Origin of the sequence: Klebsiella pneumoniae subsp. pneumoniae HS11286, assembly GCF_000240185.1 — a bacterium.
Classification (GTDB): Bacteria; Pseudomonadota; Gammaproteobacteria; order Enterobacterales; family Enterobacteriaceae; genus Klebsiella; species Klebsiella pneumoniae.
This window is the reverse complement of the sequence record NC_016845.1, coordinates 2,449,856-2,470,803: the sequence shown is the minus strand read 5'-3', so window position 1 is coordinate 2,470,803 and position 20,948 is coordinate 2,449,856. Positions and strand designations below refer to the sequence as shown.

Annotated in this window: 22 protein-coding genes; 15 read left to right on the top strand and 7 right to left on the bottom strand. The window is 57.8% G+C overall.

From position 1 onward, the window contains the following. Window positions 1-11 precede the first annotated feature (11 nt). The gene (locus KPHS_24390; RefSeq protein ID YP_005226739.1) at window positions 12-170 is read right to left on the bottom strand and encodes a hypothetical protein; all 159 of its coding nucleotides are present in this window, start codon (window positions 168-170) and stop codon (window positions 12-14) included. 292 nt (window positions 171-462) lie between these two features. On the opposite strand from KPHS_24390, the gene KPHS_24380 reads away from it, so the two are divergent. From KPHS_24380 to KPHS_24360, 3 genes are all read left to right on the top strand, one after another. Continuing rightward, window positions 463-978: a methylated-DNA--protein-cysteine methyltransferase gene (locus KPHS_24380; RefSeq protein YP_005226738.1), complete on the top strand. Its 516-nt coding sequence runs from the start codon at window positions 463-465 to the stop codon at window positions 976-978. Window positions 979-1,172: 194 nt separating this feature from the next. Next, window positions 1,173-1,925 (top strand): fumarate and nitrate reduction regulatory protein, encoded by a 753-nt coding sequence (locus tag KPHS_24370; RefSeq protein ID YP_005226737.1) that lies wholly within the window; start codon window positions 1,173-1,175, stop codon window positions 1,923-1,925. Between the two features lie 138 nt (window positions 1,926-2,063). After that, window positions 2,064-3,014: a universal stress protein UspE gene (locus KPHS_24360; protein YP_005226736.1), complete on the top strand. Its 951-nt coding sequence runs from the start codon at window positions 2,064-2,066 to the stop codon at window positions 3,012-3,014. Window positions 3,015-3,123: 109 nt separating this feature from the next. On the opposite strand, the gene KPHS_24350 is transcribed toward KPHS_24360, so the two are convergent. The 3 genes from KPHS_24350 to KPHS_24330 all read right to left on the bottom strand — a co-directional run bounded on the left by KPHS_24350 (window position 3,124) and on the right by KPHS_24330 (window position 6,390). Continuing rightward, window positions 3,124-3,312, bottom strand: coding sequence for a hypothetical protein (locus tag KPHS_24350; RefSeq protein ID YP_005226735.1), 189 nt, complete (start codon window positions 3,310-3,312; stop codon window positions 3,124-3,126). Between the two features lie 149 nt (window positions 3,313-3,461). Further along, complete coding sequence (locus KPHS_24340; protein ID YP_005226734.1) at window positions 3,462-4,850, bottom strand: pyridine nucleotide transhydrogenase; 1,389 nt, start codon at window positions 4,848-4,850, stop codon at window positions 3,462-3,464. A 10-nt stretch (window positions 4,851-4,860) separates the two neighbouring features. Next, window positions 4,861-6,390 (bottom strand): NAD(P) transhydrogenase subunit alpha, encoded by a 1,530-nt coding sequence (locus KPHS_24330; RefSeq protein ID YP_005226733.1) that lies wholly within the window; start codon window positions 6,388-6,390, stop codon window positions 4,861-4,863. On the opposite strand from KPHS_24330, the gene KPHS_24320 reads away from it, so the two are divergent. From KPHS_24320 to KPHS_24270, 6 genes are all read left to right on the top strand, one after another. Then, a complete protein-coding gene (locus KPHS_24320) occupies window positions 6,370-6,513 on the top strand; it encodes a hypothetical protein (RefSeq protein ID YP_005226732.1) in 144 nt (47 codons plus the stop codon). The genes KPHS_24330 and KPHS_24320 overlap by 21 nt on opposite strands. A 74-nt stretch (window positions 6,514-6,587) precedes the next feature. Next, on the top strand, window positions 6,588-6,704 hold the full coding sequence (locus KPHS_24310; RefSeq protein YP_005226731.1) for a hypothetical protein: 117 nt from the start codon (window positions 6,588-6,590) through the stop codon (window positions 6,702-6,704). A 28-nt stretch (window positions 6,705-6,732) separates the two neighbouring features. Next, the gene (locus KPHS_24300; protein ID YP_005226730.1) at window positions 6,733-6,915 is read left to right on the top strand and encodes a hypothetical protein; all 183 of its coding nucleotides are present in this window, start codon (window positions 6,733-6,735) and stop codon (window positions 6,913-6,915) included. Beyond that, window positions 6,912-7,862 (top strand): DUF1471 domain-containing protein, encoded by a 951-nt coding sequence (locus KPHS_24290; protein YP_005226729.1) that lies wholly within the window; start codon window positions 6,912-6,914, stop codon window positions 7,860-7,862. Before KPHS_24300 ends, KPHS_24290 begins: the two co-directional genes overlap by 4 nt. Window positions 7,863-8,649: 787 nt before the next feature. After that, window positions 8,650-9,423, top strand: a complete 774-nt coding sequence (locus tag KPHS_24280) for a putative arginine/ornithine antiporter (protein YP_005226728.1) — start codon at window positions 8,650-8,652, stop codon at window positions 9,421-9,423. 36 nt (window positions 9,424-9,459) lie between these two features. After that, the gene (locus tag KPHS_24270; RefSeq protein YP_005226727.1) at window positions 9,460-10,182 is read left to right on the top strand and encodes a short chain dehydrogenase/reductase family oxidoreductase; all 723 of its coding nucleotides are present in this window, start codon (window positions 9,460-9,462) and stop codon (window positions 10,180-10,182) included. On the opposite strand, the gene KPHS_24260 is transcribed toward KPHS_24270, so the two are convergent. After that, window positions 10,179-10,514 (bottom strand): GlpM family protein, encoded by a 336-nt coding sequence (locus KPHS_24260; RefSeq protein YP_005226726.1) that lies wholly within the window; start codon window positions 10,512-10,514, stop codon window positions 10,179-10,181. The genes KPHS_24270 and KPHS_24260 overlap by 4 nt on opposite strands. A 128-nt stretch (window positions 10,515-10,642) precedes the next feature. Between KPHS_24260 and KPHS_24250 the strand changes: the two genes are divergently transcribed. From KPHS_24250 to KPHS_24220, 4 genes are all read left to right on the top strand, one after another. Next, window positions 10,643-11,362, top strand: coding sequence for a DNA-binding transcriptional regulator RstA (locus tag KPHS_24250; protein YP_005226725.1), 720 nt, complete (start codon window positions 10,643-10,645; stop codon window positions 11,360-11,362). A gap of 242 nt (window positions 11,363-11,604) precedes the next feature. Continuing rightward, complete coding sequence (locus KPHS_24240) at window positions 11,605-11,967, top strand: hypothetical protein (protein YP_005226724.1); 363 nt, start codon at window positions 11,605-11,607, stop codon at window positions 11,965-11,967. A gap of 256 nt (window positions 11,968-12,223) precedes the next feature. Then, entirely contained in the window at window positions 12,224-13,525 is a 1,302-nt protein-coding gene (locus KPHS_24230) for a sensor protein RstB (RefSeq protein YP_005226723.1), read from the top strand. A gap of 75 nt (window positions 13,526-13,600) precedes the next feature. Continuing rightward, on the top strand, window positions 13,601-14,533 hold the full coding sequence (locus tag KPHS_24220; RefSeq protein YP_005226722.1) for a DNA replication terminus site-binding protein: 933 nt from the start codon (window positions 13,601-13,603) through the stop codon (window positions 14,531-14,533). Here KPHS_24220 and KPHS_24210 read toward each other — a convergent pair. Together KPHS_24210 and KPHS_24200 are read right to left on the bottom strand one after the other, a co-directional pair. Then, window positions 14,523-15,923, bottom strand: coding sequence for a fumarate hydratase (locus KPHS_24210; protein ID YP_005226721.1), 1,401 nt, complete (start codon window positions 15,921-15,923; stop codon window positions 14,523-14,525). The genes KPHS_24220 and KPHS_24210 overlap by 11 nt on opposite strands. Before the next feature lie 339 nt (window positions 15,924-16,262). Next, entirely contained in the window at window positions 16,263-17,909 is a 1,647-nt protein-coding gene (locus KPHS_24200; protein YP_005226720.1) for a fumarase A (fumarate hydratase class I), aerobic isozyme, read from the bottom strand. Window positions 17,910-18,110: 201 nt separating this feature from the next. Between KPHS_24200 and KPHS_24190 the strand changes: the two genes are divergently transcribed. Further along, window positions 18,111-19,289 carry a mannose-6-phosphate isomerase gene (locus tag KPHS_24190; protein ID YP_005226719.1) on the top strand — a complete coding sequence of 393 codons (1,179 nt, stop codon included), beginning with the start codon at window positions 18,111-18,113 and terminating at the stop codon, window positions 19,287-19,289. 86 nt (window positions 19,290-19,375) lie between these two features. Further along, entirely contained in the window at window positions 19,376-20,935 is a 1,560-nt protein-coding gene (locus KPHS_24180) for a YdgA family protein (protein ID YP_005226718.1), read from the top strand. Window positions 20,936-20,948 lie beyond the last annotated feature (13 nt).

Below are 20,948 nucleotides of genomic sequence, written 5' to 3'. Positions count from 1 at the left end.
GCCACCTTAGCTTAACGCGATATCTTCACTTTGAACTTACGGGTCGCTTCCCCGGCTCCGGCGAATATGCCGAAAAGCGCGCGATACCCTCGCTCAAGCAACAGCGACATACCATGAATAACCAGACCGCTGAAGATCAGTACGATTACGCCAGTCAGTATATATTGCATAGCTCCACCTCTGAGTTATTAACCGCGCCGCGCCGACGCGGTAGCACTTTCCCGAGCGCGCACAGCGGCGCGGAGGACCGACGTCGTCAGCTTAAAAGTAGCAAAAACCCTGTCCGGTAACCCGCCAGGATCGATCCAAAAATAAATCATCGTGGCGATCGCAGAATACCTCCACGGCGGATAGCCCGCCGTGCTATCTGGCGATGCGGTTTTACCTTTTGGGAGTATAGTTGACTGCCGTCAGCGCGTGGTATCGTGTGCCTCTCATGTACGATGGTGGATGACAGAAACGATGTTGACCTTGCTGCAGGATAAAATGGATACCCCGCTGGGGCCGTTGTGGGTGCTTTGCGACGAACAGTTTAATTTGCGCGCCGTCGAGTGGGACGAGCACCGCGATCGGATGGAAACGCTGCTCGAGGTACACTATCGCCGGGAAGGCTATCAGCGCGTCGACTGCCGCAATCCCGGCGGTCTCAGCAGTAAGCTGAGCGACTATTTTGCCGGCGATTTAGCCATTATCGAGACTCTGCCTACCGCCACCGCCGGCACCCCTTTTCAGCGCCAGGTCTGGCAGGCGTTACGCGAAATCCCCTGTGGCCAGGTGATGCACTACGGCCAACTGGCCGAGGCGCTCGGTCGTCCCGGCGCCGCGCGCGCGGTGGGCGCCGCCAATGGCGCCAATCCGGTGAGTATCGTGGTGCCCTGCCATCGGGTCATCGGGCGCAACGGCACCATGACCGGCTATGCCGGCGGCGTACAGCGTAAAGAGTGGCTTTTGCGTCACGAGGGCTATCTGTTGCTTTGACTGAAAATGCCTTTTCTGGAATTTTCAGGTAATTTTACAATCAAAAGTGGCGTAATAATCTGTTTTTAATCAAATAGATACACAAGCAATTTGATTTACCCTGCTGATATTACGTGTTTCCGGGCCTGAAGACTTACCTGCTGATCAAAAAGATGTTAAAATTGACCAATATCAATTAAGGCCTGAGCAGACATATGATCCCTGAGAAGCGAATTATTCGACGCATTCAGTCTGGCGGTTGTGCAATCCATTGTCAGGATTGCAGCATTAGCCAGCTCTGCATCCCCTTTACTCTGAACGAGCATGAGCTTGATCAGCTGGATAATATTATCGAGCGGAAAAAGCCTATCCAGAAAGGTCAAACCTTGTTCAAAGCCGGTGATGAGCTGAAGTCGTTGTACGCTATTCGCTCCGGGACCATCAAAAGCTATACCATCACCGAGCAAGGTGATGAGCAGATTACTGGCTTCCATCTGGCGGGCGACCTGGTGGGCTTTGACGCCATCGGCACCGGTCTGCACCCGAGCTTTGCGCAGGCGCTGGAAACCTCAATGGTCTGCGAGATCCCCTTCGAAACCCTTGACGATCTTTCCGGAAAAATGCCCAATCTGCGTCAGCAGATGATGCGCCTGATGAGCGGTGAGATTAAAGGCGACCAGGATATGATCCTGTTGCTTTCCAAAAAGAATGCCGAAGAGCGCCTGGCCGCGTTTATCTATAACCTTTCTCGTCGTTTCGCCCAGCGCGGCTTCTCACCACGTGAGTTCCGGCTGACCATGACCCGCGGCGATATTGGCAACTATCTCGGCCTCACCGTCGAAACCATCAGCCGTCTGCTGGGCCGTTTTCAGAAAAGCGGCATGCTGGCGGTGAAAGGCAAATATATCACTATTGAAAACAGCGATCTGCTGGCCCAGCTGGCCGGACAGGCGCGCAACGTCGCTTAATCTCTGCGCAATACCTGGTCACGATCGGCAATTTTTTCAGATTTGTTGATCTGACCAGGCTCCTCCCCTGTTTCAATTCATCCATATAGGTTATCTTTTTAATAACTGACGGTAGCTGCAGTTGTAAGGAGACCCTGTATGGCGAAGTATCAGAGCATGCTGGTAGTAATCGATCCTAACCAGGACGACCAGCCGGCGCTAAGGCGAGCGGTGTACCTGCACCAACGGATTGGTGGACGCATCAAAGCCTTTTTGCCGATCTATGATTTTTCCTATGAAATGACCACCCTGCTGTCGCCGGACGAGAGGACGGCAATGCGCCAGGGCGTCATTGCCCAACGAACGGCCTGGATCCGCGAGCAGGCGAAATTCTACCTGGAATCGGGCGTGCCGATTGACGTGAAAGTGGTGTGGCACAACCGCCCCTTCGAAGCGATTATTCAGGAGGTGGTCAGTGAGAAACACGATCTGCTGCTGAAGATGGCCCACCAGCACGACAAACTGGAGGCGGTGATCTTTACCCCGACGGACTGGCATCTGCTGCGTAAATGCCCTTGCCCGGTGTGGATGGTCAAAGACCAGCCGTGGCCGGAAGGCGGCAAAGCGCTGGTCGCCGTCAATCTCGCCAGCGAAGAGAATTATCACAACACCCTTAACGAGAAGCTGGTTCGCGAGACGCTGTCGCTGGCGGAAGAAGTCAACCACACTGAAGTGCACCTGATCGGTGCCTACCCGGTGACGCCGATCAATATCGCGATAGAACTGCCGGATTTTGATCCCAGCGTCTACAACGACGCGATCCGCGGCCAGCATCTGCTGGCGATGAAAGCGCTGCGGCAGAAGTTTGGCATCGATGAAAAATTCACCCACGTCGAAAAAGGACTGCCTGAAGAGGTGATCCCGGACCTCGCCGAGCATCTGCAGGCGGGGATCGTGGTGCTGGGAACGGTCGGACGTACCGGCCTGTCGGCGGCGTTCCTCGGCAATACCGCGGAACAGGTCGTCGATCATCTGCGCTGTGACCTGTTGGTGCTGAAACCGGAGGCCTACCAGACGCCGGTGGAACTGGACGACGACGACGACGATTAACCGCTACCACTCATCTTCCCCCGCCTCGCGGGGGATTTTTTTGCTTGCTGCCAGCCAGGCACAAAAAAAGGGCCGTTGGCGGCCCCTGTCACTGTCCAGCGAGAATGGCTTAGTGGATACCCAGACGCCAGGCCAGATCGATCTCTTCTTTCAGCTCCAGCGAGGAGAGCGCCATCAGGTCAGCAAACTCCAGCTCCAGCAGTTTAAGTTTTTTCAGATACTGCGCTGGGGTCATGACGGTGGGGTCGCGGCGTAAGAATTCGATGGCCATCTGCGTTGGGGTTAACTCGGTATCCATAATATCCTCTGTCTGATGTAAGAACCGGAACATTATATCACCTCTTGCCGCTTATTTTATGAACAATTCCAGGCATCTCCCTGCATATAAAAAAGACCGTCTCACAGGAGACGGCTTATAAACAAACGTTGTAAAACAATTATGTTACATTACAGCGCTTTCAGGATCGCATCGACGCTGGCTTTAGCATCGCCAAACAGCATATGAGTGTTCTCTTTAAAGAACAGCGGGTTCTGTACGCCGGCGTAACCGGTGTTCATTGAACGCTTAAAGACCACCACATTCTGCGCTTTCCACACCTCGAGCACCGGCATGCCGGCGATCGGGCTCTTCGGATCGTCCTGCGCCGCCGGGTTGACGGTATCGTTGGCGCCGATCACCAGCACGGTGTCGGTGTCGCTGAAATCGTCGTTGATCTCATCCATCTCCAGCACGATGTCGTAAGGCACTTTGGCTTCCGCCAGCAGGACGTTCATATGCCCCGGGAGGCGCCCGGCCACCGGATGAATACCAAAGCGTACTTTGATACCCCGCGCCCGCAGCTTCTCGGTAATTTCTGCTACCGGATACTGCGCCTGAGCCACCGCCATACCGTAGCCCGGGGTGATGATCACCGAGTGCGAGTTTTTCAGCATCTCCGCCGTCTCTTCGGCGCTAATCTCGCGATGCTCGCCCACTTCTTCATCGCCGCCGCTTGAGGAACCATCGGTGCCGAAGCCCCCGGCGATCACGCTGATAAAGGAGCGGTTCATCGCCTTACACATAATGTAAGAGAGGATGGCGCCGGAAGAGCCCACCAGCGCGCCGGTGACGATCAGCAGGTCATTACTCAGCATAAAGCCCGCCGCCGCCGCCGCCCAGCCCGAGTAGGAGTTGAGCATCGAGACCACCACCGGCATGTCCGCACCGCCGATAGAGGCCACCAGGTGCCAGCCAAAGGCCAGCGCGATCGCGGTCATCACCAGCAGGCACAGGACCTGGGTGCCGGTGCTGTCAGAGCGAACAAAAATCACCATCAGGATGAAGGAAACCACCAGCGCCGCCAGGTTCAGCTTATGGCGATTGGGCAGCATCAGCGGCCTGGAGGAAATTTTGCCGCGCAGTTTACCAAACGCCACCACCGAACCGGTGAAGGTCACCGCGCCGATGAAGATCCCGAGGAACACTTCGGTCAAATGAATATTGACCAGAATTTGCTCCATACCGGTTTCATGCTGCAGGTAGCTGTTGAAACCCACCAGCACCGCTGCCAGACCCACGAAGCTGTGCAGGATAGCCACCAGCTCCGGCATTTCGGTCATCTCGACCTTCTTCGCCAGACGAATACCGATCGCCCCGCCGATCACCATCGCAAGAATAATCCAGCCGACGTTGCCGGCGTCCGGCCCCAGGATGGTAGCGATCAGGGCAATGGCCATCCCGGCGATGCCGAAATAGTTGCCCTGCTGCGACGTTTCGTGTTTCGACAGGCCCGCCAGGCTGAAAATAAACAGGATTGCAGCAACAATGTATGCAGCCGTTACTAATCCACCAGACATGTGCTACCCCTTATCCTTTGCGAAACATTTTCAGCATGCGCTGAGTCACGGTAAAACCACCGAAAATATTAATGCTGGCGATCAGCACCGCGATAAAGCTCAGGAAGCTGACCCAGCCGCCGTGGCCTATCTGCAACAACGCGCCAACCACGATAATGCCCGAAATGGCATTGGTCACCGACATCAGCGGCGTATGCAGCGCATGGGAGACGTTCCACACCACGTAGTAACCCACCACGCAGGCCAGCGCGAAGACGGTGAAATGGCCGAGGAACTCTTTTGGCGCCACGTTGGCCAGCCAGCCGAAGAGAATAATCGCCAGCGCCATCAGCGCATATTTGCGCCACGGCGACGCCGGTTTCACCGCTTCTTTCGGCGCTTCCACTTTTTTCGCCGCGGCCTGCGGCTGAGCGGAGACCTGAATCGGCGGCGCCGGCCAGGTGATTTCACCTTCGCGAACAACGGTCACGCCGCGCACTACCACGTCATCGAAATCGATAACGATATTGCCGTCTTTCTCTTTGCACAGCAGCTTCAGCAGGTTCACCAGGTTGGTGCCGTAGAGCTGGGAGGACTGGGTCGGCAGACGGCCAGGAAGATCGGTGTAACCGATGATTTTCACGCCGTTGGCGGTGGTCACCACTTCGCCCGGTACGGTGTACTCACAGTTGCCGCCGTTTTGCGAGGCCAGATCGACCACCACGCTGCCCGATTTCATGGAGTCGACCATTTCGCGGGTGATCAGCTTCGGCGCCGGTTTGCCCGGGATTAACGCCGTGGTGACAATGATATCGACCTCTTTCGCCTGCGCGGCGAACAGCGCCATTTCAGCCTTAATAAAGGCCTCAGACATCACCTTGGCGTAGCCATCGCCGCTGCCCGCTTCCTCTTTAAAATCCAGCTCGAGGAACTCGGCGCCCATACTCTGCACCTGCTCCTTCACTTCCGGACGGGTATCGAAGGCGCGAACAATAGCGCCCAGGCTGTTGGCGGCGCCAATCGCCGCCAGACCGGCTACCCCGGCGCCAATGACCATCACCTTGGCGGGCGGAACCTTGCCTGCCGCCGTAATCTGCCCGGTAAAGAATCGACCAAATTCATGCGCCGCTTCAACGATAGCGCGGTACCCGGCGATGTTGGCCATTGAGCTGAGCGCATCCAGCGACTGGGCGCGGGAAATACGCGGCACGGAATCCATCGCCATTACGTTGATATTACGGGCCGCCAGTTTTTCCATCAGCTGCGGGTTTTGCGCCGGCCAGATAAAACTAATCAGCGTGGTCCCCGGATTCAGCAGGGCAATTTCATCGTCATTCGGAGCATTGACCTTAAGGATGACATCAGACTGCCATACCTCGTCGCCGGTCACGATTTCAGCTCCTGCCTCGGCAAAGGCCTCATCGTCAAAGCTGGCCAGCTTCCCGGCGCCGCTTTCTACCGCGACGCTAAAGCCGAGTTTGAGCAATTGCTCAACGGTCTTCGGCGTGGCGGCGGCCCGGGTCTCCTGGGCTAGCCTTTCTTGTGGTACACCAATACGCATAGTTTTCCCTTCCATCGGTTTTTGATGATGGTTTACTTTTCTGCCCAACAACGCCAGGACGGCAAAATCTTCCTCGCCATCTTTCGCTGTCTACAAAATGAAACAGTAACAAACTTTTTATAACCTACTGAAAATACCGATTGTGATCTACTGCGATAAAACACAAATTTTGATTTTATTGCTTATTGTCAGCTCAGATGGGTCCGGGCAGCAATATTTACCTGAATTTGCCGCCCAGGCCTGATAATCCGCTTATCCTGCGGTATAAAACGCCATTTATCGCCATTGAGATCATTGTGTTAACATTACATTAACTAATAAAAGTGGTATTGATTATCGTTTTTGCTGGTCAAGCGCCTGTTTTTTCAACATATCGAAAAATGTTATCTTTCCGTAGTATACGATTCGGGCGGCAAGCAAAAATTGACGCAGACAGTCACGGCGATTAAATGCAATAATCAAACGTTTTCAGTCAACAACAACACCAGTATATGGTTTGCGCAAGGCAAAGGATTATTTTTATGAAGCTTAAAAACACCCTCCTGGCGTCTGCTCTCCTGACAACCGCCACGTTGTCTGCCCATGCAGCGACCGAGTTGACCCCGGAGCAGGCGGCTGCGCTGAAGCCCTACGATCGCGTTGTCGTCACCGGCCGGTTTAATGCCATTGGCGATGCGGTACAGGCAGTATCGCGCAAAGCCGACAAAGACGGCGCGGCCTCATTCTATGTTGTCGACACGTCGGACTACGGCAATGGCGGCAACTGGCGCGTCACGGCTGACCTTTATAAAGAAGACGCGCCGAAAGCGGATGCGCCGAAGAATCGCATTATCAACGGCGTGATGGAGTTGCCGAAAGATCAGGCCGTTGAGCTGATGCCTTACGACACCGTCACCGTTCAGGGCTTCTATCGCAGCCAGCCGGAAGTCAACGACGCCATCACCAAAGCGGCGAAAGCAAAAGGCGCCTATGCGTTCTTTATCGTCCGCCAGGTTGACGCCAACCAGGGCGGCAACCAGCGCATTACCGCTTATATCTACAAAAAAGATGCTGAAAAACGCGTGCTGCAGAGCCCGGACGCTATCCCGGCTGACTCTGAAGCTGGCCGCGCAGCGCTGGCCAAAGGCGGCGAAGCGGCGAAGAACGTTGAAATTCCGGGCGTTGCCACCACCGCCGCGGTGGGTTCGGGTACCGGCGTTGGGCGTTTCTTTGAGACTCAGTCTTCGAAAGGTGGACGTTACACTGTCACTCTGCCGAACGGCACTAAGGTCGAAGAAGTGAACAAAGTGACTGCGGCGCAAATGGTGCCGTTCGATAACATCCAGTTCACCGGCAACTACGGCAACATGACCGAAATCTCCTATCAGACGGCGAAACGCGCGGCGAAGAAAGGGGCGAAGTACTACCACATCACCCGCCAGTGGCAGGAACGCGGCGGCAACATCACCATCAGCGCCGATTTGTACAAATAATCGCTGCTGGCTGGCTAAAAAGGCGGCGCATTGCCGCCTTTTCATTTTTTTTCATCCCCCGCCATTGCATGGCCCCCGGACACTCCGTAAAATCCCGCGCCTTAGCGCAATCCTCCATTTTTATGCGATTTCGCAAAATAAATATTCTGGAACAGCCATTTTCACCTCGGGAATGCAATGGAAAAGAAACTGGGCCTGAGCGCCCTGACCGCCCTGGTCCTTAGCTCAATGCTCGGCGCTGGCGTATTCAGTTTGCCGCAAAATATGGCTGCCGTGGCCAGCCCCTCCGCTCTGCTCATTGGCTGGGCCATCACCGGCGTCGGGATCCTGTTTCTCGCTTTCGCCATGCTGCTGTTGACCCGTATTCGTCCCGACCTCGACGGCGGGATCTTCACCTACGCTCGCGAAGGATTCGGCGAACTGATCGGCTTCTGCTCCGCCTGGGGATACTGGCTGTGCGCGGTGATCGCCAACGTCTCCTATCTGGTTATCGTCTTTTCGGCGCTCAGTTTTTTCACCGATACCCCTGAGCTGCGCCTGTTTGGCGATGGTAATACCTGGCAGTCTATCGTTGGCGCGTCGGTTCTGCTGTGGGTCGTCCACTTTCTGGTCCTGCGCGGTGTCCAGACGGCAGCGGGGATTAACCTGGTGGCCACCCTCGCCAAGCTTCTGCCGCTGGGCGCCTTTGTCGCGCTCGCCGCCCTGGCCTTTCAGCTGGATACGTTCCGCCTCGATTTTAGCGGCCTGGCGCTGGGCGTGCCGGTATGGGGAGCAGGTCAAAAACACCATGCTGATCACCCTGTGGGTGTTTATCGGCGTGGAGGGGGCGGTAGTCGTGTCCGCGCGGGCGCGACACAAGCGCGACGTTGGCCGCGCGACGCTGCTGGCGGTGCTGTCGGCCCTCGCGGTGTATCTGCTGGTCACCCTGCTGTCGCTGGGCGTTGTGCCGCGCAGCGAACTGGCCGAAATGCGCAACCCGTCGATGGCGGGACTGATGGTCAGGCTGATGGGGTCATGGGGGGAGATCGTCATTGCCGCCGGGCTGATCGTGTCGGTGTGCGGCGCTTATCTCAGCTGGACCATCATGGCCGCGGAGGTGCCTTTCCTCGCCGCCACTCATAAAGCCTTCCTGCGCCTGTTTGCCCGTCAGAATAGCAACAACGCCCCCTCCGCCTCATTGTGGTTGACCAATATCAGCGTTCAGGTATCGCTGGTGCTGATCTGGCTGACCGGATCGGACTACGGCACGCTGCTGACCATTGCCTCTGAGATGATTCTCGTGCCCTATCTGCTGGTCGGCGCCTTTCTGCTGAAAATCGCCACTCGCCCGCTGCATAAAGCGGTGGCTATCGGCGCCTGTATTTATGGCATATGGTTATTATACGCGTCGGGGCCTGTGCATTTGCTGTTGTCGGTGGTACTTTACGCTCCGGGTCTTCTGGTCTTTTTGTACGCCCGACGTACGCACCAGCACGATCGTTCGCTCAAACGCCGCGAAGTGGCGCTAATTGGTTTATTGCTGGTTGCCGCTGTGCCGGCAACGTGGATGCTGGTGGGGTAAGCGGTCGCCCTGCCGCAGAACGCATAGGAGATACCCATGGCTGAACAACAGCCCCGCCCGATTCTGATCACAGGAGCAGGCCGCCGCATCGGCCTCGCTCTGGCACACCATTTTCTGCAGCAGCGCCAGCCGGTCATCGTCAGCTATCGTACGCCCTATCCGGCGATTGACGGCCTGCGCGAAGCGGGCGCGCTCTGCCTGCAGGCCGATTTTAGCAGCGATGACGGCATTCTGACCTTCGCTGAAGCGGTCAAATCACACACCAACGGTCTGCGCGCCATCATCCATAACGCCAGCGACTGGATGGCGGAAAAGCCGGGCGTCCCGCTGAGCGCCGTCATCAACCGCATGATGCAGATCCACGTCCACGCCCCCTATCTGCTCAACCATGCGCTGGAGGCGTTGCTGCGCGGCCACGGCCATGCCGCCAGCGACATTATCCATATCACCGATTACGTGGTGGAGCGCGGGAGCGACAAACATATCGCCTATGCCGCCAGCAAAGCCGCCCTGGATAACATGACCCGCTCCTTCGCTCGCAAGCTGGCGCCAGAGGTTAAGGTCAACGCCATCGCGCCGTCGCTAATCATGTTTAATGAGGGTGACGACGAGGCCTATCGTCAGCAGGCGCTGGATAAATCGCTGATGAAAATCGCCCCTGGCGAAAAAGAGATTAGCGATCTCATCGATTACCTGTTTACCAGCCGCTACGTTACCGGCCGCTCATTCGCTGTCGACGGCGGCCGCCCGCTGCGCTAGTGGAAACGGCTCCAGCCGAGGATTAACAGCCAGGCGCACAGCCCCCAGCATCCCACTGCGCCTGCCAGCGCCAACGGCAGGCGCATAATCCCGGTGAAATACCACAGTGACAGCAGATAGATAAAATAGGGAAGAATCGACCACATGCCGAATACGATGGTCGCGCGCAGGGCTTCGATCCCCCGCTCGCTGGCGACAATATAATGGGCGATGAGCGCAAAGGTGGGAAACAGCGGGACCAGGCCAGCGATAGCGTAGTTTTTGGTTTTCGCCAGCACGCCAATCAGCACCACCACCAGCGCTCCCAGCAGCCCTTTGATTAACAGCCCCATGCCCGTATGCCTTAACAGTGAATCAATAAGTTAGGGCAGCATAGCGGATTTAACGCTGTTTATAAAAGAGTAATGGCGGGTAAAATAAGTGCGGTGTATGTTACTTCTTTTACTGATGTGCAATAGACATGAATAAAATCGTTTTTGTTGAGGATGACCCTGAGGTAGGCACGCTGATCGCCGCCTATCTCGGCAAGCATGATATGGATGTGGTGGTCGAGCCTCGCGGCGACCGCGCTGAGGAGGTGATCGCGCGGGAGAAACCGGATCTGGTGCTGCTGGACATTATGCTGCCCGGCAAGGACGGAATGACGCTCTGTCGCGATCTGCGCGGGCAATGGCAAGGGCCGATTGTCCTGCTGACTTCGCTCGACAGCGATATGAACCATATCCTCTCCCTGGAGATGGGCGCCAGCGATTATATTCTGAAAACCACCCCGCCAGCGGTCCTGCTGGCGCGACTGCGTCTGCATTTGCGCCAGCATATTGCTCCGGCAGGCGCCGGATCCGCCTCCTCAACGCTCACGCCACATAAAACCATCTCCTTCGGCTCGCTGACCATTGACCCGGTCAACCGCCAGGTGCTGCTTGGCGGAGAAAACGTCGCCCTGTCGACCGCCGATTTCGATCTGCTGTGGGAGTTGGCCACCCACGCCGGGCAGATTATGGACCGCGACGCACTGCTGAAAAATTTACGCGGCGTTACCTATGACGGGATGGATCGCAGCGTCGACGTGGCTATCTCCCGCCTGCGCAAAAAACTGCTCGACAACGCCACGGAGCCCTATCGTATTAAGACCGTTCGCAACAAAGGCTACCTGTTCGCCCCTCACGCCTGGGATAACTAAGCAGCCCTTCTGCGGCCCTGCGAGGGGCCCGCTCATCGCGCGCTCGCCGGCGGCAAAGTTATCACGTTTGCTGCCTGCTGCGTTCGTCCCTGGCGCGCACATTCATCACCGGAACTTGTCATATTGATTAAATCAATAGAATTAGCCGTACAGAACCCCATCACATAACTCCTCAATATGATTGTGCTCAAGGACTTACCGCTGTCAGAGTGGCATAAAGCCTGAAAACACAGGACTTTTGCATGATGAAATACGTTGTACTTTTGGCACTCTCACTGTTCACTTCTCTCTCTGGCTGGGCTTTTTCCCTCGACAACGCCGATATTCGACTCCTCTGTCCGCAGCGCGGGCAAATCGAGGTGATCCTTCATCGCTATGAACATACCCAGCAATCCTGGGGGCAGCATCACTTTGAAACCGGCGGCGGCCACGTTCGCCAGGGGCCGCTGCTGGTGATCCCGTTTGCCAACCTCGATCAGATGATTTACCACCAGACCACCGGCGAGTTTGCTTACTGGTATGCCGAAACGGAAAAACTGGTGCGCTGTCGGCTGCTGAGTCTGACGACCACCTATCCGGTAGACATTCCTTATTATCGTGAGTAGCGTATCCATCGACGCACAAAATACGATTGCCCTGCTCCCACCGAGGGTGAAGAAATCACCGCATCGAGTGACACTGTCACCTTTTCACCGTTCTGTCTCCAGGCTGGCTATTGTCAGGGGGCATAAACCCTGCTTTGATAGCGTATCGATGATTTCCCCGCGCCTCGCCCGGGGATATCGATAACATTGACTCCCCGACGCGCAGAAGATGCCCCTGGGGCGCCAGACAGGTTTCTCTTGAATACGCGGTAATGTAATGAAAAAGCTGTTCGTGCAGTTCTATCTTCTGCTCTTCGTCTGCTTTCTGGTGATGACCATGCTGGTCGGTCTGGTCTATAAATTTACCGCGGAGCGCGCCGGACGGCAGTCGCTTGACGATTTGATGAAAAGCTCGCTGTATCTGATGCGCAGCGAGCTGCGGGAGATACCGCCGCGCGACTGGAGCAAGACCCTTAAAGAGCTGGACCTGAATTTATCGTTTGATCTGCACATCGAGCCGATCAGCAAATTTAAGCTGTCGGAAAGCTCGATGCAGCACCTGCGCGCCGGCGATATCGTCGCCCTCGACGATCAGTACACCTTTATTCAGCGCATTCCCCGCAGCCACTATGTGCTGTCGGTGGGCCCGGTGCCCTATCTCTATTTTCTGCATGAGATGCGCCTGCTGGACGTGGCGCTAATGGCGTTTATTGCTATCTCTCTGGCCTTTCCGGTGTTTATCTGGATGCGCCCGCACTGGCAGGACATGCTGCGCATTGAGACGGCCGCCCAGCGCTTTGGCGAAGGTCACCTCAGCGAGCGCATTCACTTCGACAGTATGTCCAGCTTCGAGCGGCTCGGGGTGGCCTTTAACCAAATGGCCGATAACATTAATGCGCTTATTGCCAGCAAAAAGCAGCTGATTGACGGCATCGCCCATGAACTCAGGACACCGCTGGTACGCCTGCGCTACCGTCTGGAGATGAGCGAGAATCTCACCGAGGCGGAATCGCAGGCGCTGAACCGCGATATCGGTCAGCTGGAGGCGCTGATTGAAGAGCTCCTGACCTACGCCCGCCTCGACCGCCCGCAGACGGAGCTCAGCCTGACGACTCCCGATTTTCCCGCCTGGATCAGCGATCACGTCGAGGATATCCAGATGGTTAACCCACAGCGCGAGGTCGCCCTGGCGACGCTGACCCACGGTAACTACGGCGCGCTGGATATGCGACTGATGGAGCGGGTGCTGGATAATTTGGTCAATAACGCCCTGCGCTACAGCAGCCAGCGGGTGGCGGTCAGCCTGACGCTGCAGGGTTCGCGCGCTTCGTTGCTGGTTGAGGATGACGGCCCGGGAATCGCCCCCGAGGAGCGCGAGCGGGTGTTTGAGCCTTTTGTCCGCCTTGACCCCAGCCGGGACCGGGCGACAGGAGGCTGCGGCCTCGGCCTGGCGATTGTCCACAGTATCGCCCAGGCGATGGGCGGCGAGGTGCGCTGCGAGGCCAGCCCTCTCGGCGGCGCCCGCTTCTGCTTTAGCTGGCCGGTCTATCATCAGCTGCCTGATTTCACCTCTGCCTGAATAAAACTTGCGCAGAAGCCGCGGGCTGGGTATGCTGCAAAAATCTAATAGTATGTTGTAACTAAGGTGGTAATAATGGCCAGCTACGACCTCGTTGAACGTCTGAATAATACCTTTCGCCAGATCGAGCTGGAGCTGCAGGCGCTCCAGCAGGCGTTAAGTGACTGCCGTCTGCTGGCGGGCCGGGTATTTGAACTGCCGGCGATCGGTAAGGATGCCGAGCACGATCCGATGGCCACTATTCCGGTGGTGCAGCACATCGGCAAGACGGCCCTGGCGCGCGCCCTGCGCCACTACAGCCATCTGTTTATCCAGCAGCAATCGGAAAACCGCAGCAGCAAGGCCGCCGTACGCCTGCCGGGGGCTATCTGCCTGCAGGTTACCGCCGCGGAGCAGCAGGATCTGCTGGCGCGTATTCAGCATATCAATGCCCTGAAGGCCACCTTCGAGAAGATCGTCACCGTCGACTCCGGCCTGCCCCCCACCGCCCGTTTTGAGTGGGTACACCGTCATTTGCCGGGGTTGATCACCCTAAGCGCCTACCGCACGCTGACGCCCCTCGTCGACCCGAGCACCATCCGCTTCGGCTGGGCCAATAAGCACGTCATCAAGAATCTGACCCGCGACCAGGTGTTGATGATGCTGGAGAAAAGCCTGCAAGCGCCGCGGGCGGTGCCGCCGTGGACCCGGGAGCAGTGGCAGAGCAAACTGGAAAGGGAGTATCAGGATATCGCCGCCCTGCCGCAGCGGGCGCGGCTGAAAATAAAACGACCGGTGAAAGTCCAGCCGATCGCCCGCGTCTGGTACGCCGGCGAGCAGAAACAGGTACAGTACGCCTGCCCCAGCCCGCTGATCGCCCTGATGTCCGGCAGCCGGGGGGTCAGCGTACCGGATATTGGCGAGCTGCTGAACTATGATGCCGACAATGTGCAGTATCGCTACAAACCGGAGGCGCAGTCGCTGAGATTGCTTATCCCGCGCCTGCACCTCTGGCTGGCTAGCGAATAGCCAGGCTGCCGACCATCTCTTCCGGGCGCACCCAGCTGTCGAATTCGGCTTCCGTCAGGTAGCCCAGCGCCAGCGCCGAGGCTTTGAGAGTCAGCCCCTCATGGTGCGCTTTTTTAGCGATTTCCGCCGCCTTGTCGTAGCCGATATGGGTATTCAGCGCAGTAACCAGCATTAGCGACTCATTGAGCAACTGACTGATCCGCTCGCGATTCGGTTCAATACCCACCGCACAGTGCTCGTTAAAGCTCGCCATACCGTCCGCCAGCAGACGCACCGACTGCAGGAAGTTGTGGATGACCATCGGGCGATAGACGTTAAGCTCAAAGTTGCCGGAAGCACCGCCGATATTCACCGCCACGTCGTTGCCCATCACCTGGCAGCAGACCATGGTCAGAGCTTCGCACTGGGTTGGGTTAACCTTGCCCGGCATAATCGATGACCCTGGCTCGTTTTCCGGGATGGCGATTTCACCAATGCCGCAGCGGGGGCCGGAGGCCAGCCAGCGGACATCGTTAGCGATTTTCATCAGCGAGGCCGCCAGGCCTTTCAGCGCGCCGTGGGCATGGACCAGGGCATCCACAGTGGCCAGCGCTTCGAATTTGTTCGGCGCGGTGACAAATGGCTGTCCGCTGAGCGACGCCAGCTCGGCCGCCACCCGTACGGCATATTCCGGATGGGTATTCAGCCCGGTTCCTACCGCCGTCCCGCCCAGCGCCAGCTCGGCAAGATGCGGCTGACTGGCTTCAATGTGCTTCAGGCTATGGTCCAGCATCGCCACCCAGCCGGAGATCTCCTGGCCTAAGGTGAGCGGCGTGGCGTCCTGCAGATGGGTGCGGCCGATCTTGACGATATCCCTGAAGGCCACCGCTTTTTCATTGAGCGTCGCCCGCAGCGCCTGCAGCGACGGGATCACTTTTTCCCGCAGGGCAATCAGCGCCGCGACGTGCATGGCGGTGGGGAATACATCATTTGAGCTCTGGCTCTTATTCACATCGTCATTGGGATGAATTTTTCGCGCCATCCCCCGTTCTCCGCCGAGCAGTTCACTGGCGCGGTTGGCCAGCACCTCGTTCATATTCATATTGCTTTGGGTGCCGGAGCCGGTCTGCCAGATAGCCAGGGGGAACTCCTGCGCGTGCTTTCCGGCCAGCACTTCGTCAGCGGCGGCGACGATCGCCCCGGCTTTCTCCGCCGTCAACAGTCCGAGATCCTGGTTAACCTTCGCCGCCGCCCGCTTGGTCAGCGCCAGGGCGTATATCAGCTCCCCGGGCATTTTTTCGGTCGAGATGCGGAAATGCTCCAGCGAGCGCTGGGTCTGGGCGCCCCAGAGTTTATCGGCCGGGACCTCGATGGCGCCCATCGAGTCTTTTTCACTGCGATGCGTTGTCATTACTTTCTCCTTGGATGAAAAGTGCGTCATAGCGACAAAGCTCACCTGCTTAAAAGACTAAGTATTGGCCAGATTGATAAGTTGTTTTGGTGGTTCGTGCCGCGAAGCGACATAAAAAAAGCCGCCCCGAGGGGCGGCCCAGACCGCTGACAAAATGCAATCGTCGGGATTGCCCGGCGGCGCTACGCTTGCGCGGGCCTACAGAGAACTGCATAACTTATTGATATTGCTGTCTTTCGTAGGCCGGGTAAGGCGAAAGCCGCCGCCCGGCAGAAAGGCGCTCACCCTAACGAAATCAGGTTTGTCATCGACCAGCGCCGCCCCGAAGGGCGGCGTGGGTTACTTCACGCAGCGGGCGCACTGCGAGGTCTGGATCTGCTGGAAGAAGTCATTGCCTTTATCATCAACGAGGATAAAGGCCGGGAAATCCTCCACTTCAATTTTCCAGATAGCCTCCATACCCAGCTCCGGATAGGCCACGCACTCGAGGCTCTTGATGCTCTGCTGGGCCAGCACTGCCGCCGGGCCGCCGATGCTGCCGAGGTAGAAGCCGCCGTGTTTGTGGCAGGCGTCGGTGACCTGCTGGCTGCGGTTGCCTTTCGCCAGCATGATCTTGCTCGCCCCATGGGACTGCAGCAGATCAACGTAAGAGTCCATGCGGCCTGCGGTGGTCGGCCCCAGAGAGCCGGAGGCGTAACCGTCCGGCGTCTTGGCCGGACCTGCGTAGTAGATCGGGTGATCTTTGACGTACTGCGGCAGCGCCTCGCCGTTGTCGATAAGCTCCTTCAGCTTAGCGTGGGCGATATCGCGGGCGACGATGATAGTCCCGCTCAGCGACAGGCGGGTGGACACCGGATATTGCGACAGCTGCGCCAGGATCTCGCTCATCGGCTGGTTAAGATTTACCTTCACCGCTTCGCCTTCCCCGGCCTGGCGCAGATGCTCAGGGATATATTTCCCCGGGTTGCTCTCCAGCTTCTCGATCCAGATGCCGTCGCGGTTAATCTTGGCTTTGATGTTGCGGTCGGCGGAACAGGAAACCCCCATCCCTACCGGGCAGGAAGCGCCGTGACGCGGCAGACGGATCACGCGGATATCGTGGGCAAAGTATTTCCCGCCGAACTGCGCGCCGAGACCAAGGTTCTGCGCCTCCAGCAGCAGCTCCTGCTCCAGCTGCACGTCGCGGAACGCCTGGCCGTGCTCGTTACCTTCGGTCGGCAGGCCATCGTAGTATTTGGTGGACGCCAGCTTCACGGTCTTCAGCGTCGCTTCCGCCGAGGTACCGCCGATCACGAAGGCGATATGGTACGGTGGACAGGCGGCAGTACCGAGGGTGCGCATCTTCTCGACGAGGTAATTTTTCAGCTTCGCCGGGGTGATCAGCGCTTTGGTTTCCTGGTACAGATAGGTTTTGTTCGCCGAGCCGCCGCCCTTGGCGATGCAGAGGAATTTGTACTCATCGCCATCGGTAGCATAGAGATCGATCTGCGCCGGCAGGTTGGTGCCAGTGTTAACCTCTTTATACATATCCAGCGGCGCGTTCTGCGAGTAGCGCAGGTTGTCCTGGATATAGGTGTTGTACACCCCCTGCGCCAGGGCGGCTTCATCGCCGCCGCCGGTCCACACGCGCTGGCCTTTTTTACCCATGATGATCGCGGTGCCGGTGTCCTGGCAGGTAGGCAGAATACCTTTGGCGGCGATATCCGAGTTGCGCAGGAACTGCAGCGCGACGTATTTATCGTTTTCGCTGGCTTCCGGATCGTTAAGGATATCCGCCACCTGCTGCTGATGCGCAGGGCGAAGCATAAAGGAGGCGTCGTGGAAAGCATGCTGCGCCAGAAGGGTCAGCGCCTGAGGGTCAACTTTTAGCACTTCCTGGCCGGCGAATTCGGCGACGGAGACGTAATCACTGCTGAGGAGATAATACTCGGTGTCATCCTTTTTGAGCGGAAAAGGATCCTGGTAAACAAACGGTTTATTCGACATTGTACTCTCACTTACTGCTTTGGCTGATTATGTTTCAGGCAGGGACTCCATGTGCCTGTAGAAAAGCGAGTCGAACAATCTTACACAATTTTTTAACAAAAACTGAGACAAGGACGACTTTTTCTTTCAGCAGTTGCTTCTCCACCGTTTGCTGGTTTAATAGGGCGATAAAATTTACTTTGTTTGAAACAGGGATTGAGAATGCAAAAGCTGATTAACGCCGTGCAGAACTATGCATGGGGAAGCCACACCGCCTTAACCGAACTCTATGGCATCGCCAACCCGGACAATCTGCCGATGGCAGAGCTGTGGATGGGGGCGCATCCGAAGAGCAGTTCGCAGATCCTGGCGGCCGACGGCCAGCCGCGTTCGCTGCGCGAGGTGATTGACGCGGATAAAGCCGCTCTGCTCGGCGACAAGGTTGCCGCCCGCTTTGGTGAACTGCCGTTCCTGTTTAAGGTACTGTGCGCCGCTCAGCCGCTCTCAATTCAGGTGCATCCCAACAAGCAGGCCTCGGAAGAAGGTTTCGCCCGCGAGAACGCCGCCGGTATCCCGCTCTCCGCCGCCGAGCGTAACTACAAAGATCCGAACCACAAACCGGAGCTGGTTTTTGCCCTGACGCCGTTCCTGGCGATGAATGCATTTCGCGAGTTCAGCGAGATTGTCACCCTGCTGCAGCCGGTGGCTAGCGCGCATCCGGCAATCGGCGCCTTCCTGCAGCAGCCGGACGCGACTCACCTGAGCCAGCTGTTTGCCAGCCTGCTAAATATGCAGGGTGAGGAAAAGGCCAAGGCGCTGCAGGTGCTGCGCGACGTACTGGCCCGTGAACAAGGCGAACCGTGGCAGACTATCCGCCTGATCGCGGAATTCTATCCGGACGACAGCGGCCTCTTCTCCCCGCTGCTGCTGAACGTGGTGAAGCTGAACCCAGGCGAAGCGATGTTCCTGTTTGCTGAAACGCCGCACGCCTATCTGCAGGGGGTGGCGCTGGAGGTGATGGCCAACTCGGATAACGTACTGCGCGCCGGCCTGACGCCGAAATACATTGATATTCCTGAGCTGGTTGCTAACGTCAAGTTCGAGGCTAAACCGGCGGGTGAGCTGTTGACCCAGCCGCAGCGTCACGGCGCGGAACTCGACTTCCCGATCCCGGTGGAAGATTTTGCCTTCTCCCTGCATGACCTCTCCGCCGAGGCCAGCGATCTGGCCCAGGCAAGCGCGGCGATCGTGTTCTGCGTCGACGGCGAAGCCGTACTGCGCAAAGGCGACCAGAGCCTGACCCTCAAGCCGGGCGAGTCGGCCTTCGTGGCCGCCAGTGAATCGCCGGTGCAGGTCAGCGGCCGCGGCCGCGTGGCGCGCGTTTTCAATAAGCTCCAGTAAGCGACTGACCCTTCAGGTCGCGCTTACTGTTGGTGATAACTCAGCCAGGCGGTCTCTCCGCCTGGCTTCATTTATGGATAAATGCTATGAAAAAATCGCTGGTCGCAGCAGGAGTCATCGTGGCGCTGGGCGTGGTATGGACAGGCGGCGCCTGGTTCACCGGTAAACAGCTGGAAGGCCGGATCGCCGATATGGTGCAGCAGGCAAACGCCCAGCTGCGCAGCAGCGCGCCGGAGTCAGGTCTGGAGCTGAGCTATCAGGACTACCAGCGCGGGCTGTTCAGCAGCCATCTGCAGCTGGTGGTGAAGCCGATCGCCGGTCAGGCTAACGGCTGGCTGGCCGCCGGTCAGAGCGTGGTGCTTGACGAAGTGGTCGATCATGGCCCCTTCCCGCTGGCCTCGTTAAAAGCCTTTAATCTGGCGCCGGCAATGGCTTCCGTCCACACCACGCTGGTGAAAAACGACGCCAGCCAGGCGCTGTTCGAGATAGCCAAAGGCGACACCCCCTTTACCGTCGATACGCGCATTGCCTACAGCGGCGACAGCCAGTCGGCTATCGTCCTTAACGCCCTCGACTACGCTAAAGGCGATGAGAAAGTCACCTTCAGCGGCGGTCAGTTCCAGCTCGACGCCGACCGCGACGGCAAAAACATCAGCCTGAAGGGCCAGGCCGGCAGCGGGCAGATCGATGCGCTCAATGAATATAATCAGAAGGTACAGCTGCGCTTCGTCAACCTGACCACCGACGGCGCCACCGAGCTGGCCAGCTTCAACGAACGTATCGGCCAGCAAAAAATGACCCTCGATAAACTGGCCATCAGCGTCGAAGGCAAAGAGCTGGCGCTGATCGACGGCATGGCGCTGGACGGCGGCTCGACGCTGACCCAGGACGGCAAAGGCGTGAACAGCCAGGTGAACTACACCGTCAACAGCCTCAAGCTGCAGGGGCAGGATATGGGCAGCGGCAAACTCACACTGAAAGTGGATAACGTCGACGGTCAGGCGTGGCACCAGTTCAGTCAGCAGTACAGCGCGCAGTCTCAGGCGCTGCTGGCGAAACCGGAGCTGGCGCAGAATCCGGAGCTGTATCAGCAGGCCCTCACCGAAACGCTGTTCAATGCGCTGCCGATCCTGCTCAAAGGCAACCCGTCGGTGACCATCTCTCCGCTGAGCTGGCGCAATGCCAAAGGCGAAAGCACCCTCAACCTCTCGGTTCTGTTGAAAGATCCGGCCCAGGTGACCGCTCCGCCGCAGACCCTGGCGGAAAGCCTGGATCGCGTGGTGCAGTCCCTGGACGGCAAAGTGGTGATCCCGGTGGATATGGCGACGGAGTTTATGACTAAGATCGCCGGTCTGGAAGGCTATCAGCCGGCCGATGCCGCCAAGCTTGCCGATCAGCAGGTCAAAGGCCTGGCGGCGATGGGCCAGATGTTCCGCATTACCACCATGGAAGATAACGCCATCAGCAGCAGTCTGCAGTACGCGAACGGCCAGGTGACGCTGAACGGACAGAAAATGCCGCTGCAAGATTTTGCCGCGATGTTTGGTCTGGAAGCGCCTTCGCTGCCGGACAGCGCGCCGCAGGAAGGCCAGCCGCAGCAGGATGACGCCGCTCCTCAGCAGGACGACGCCGCCCCGCAGCCGTAACTTATCGGTACAG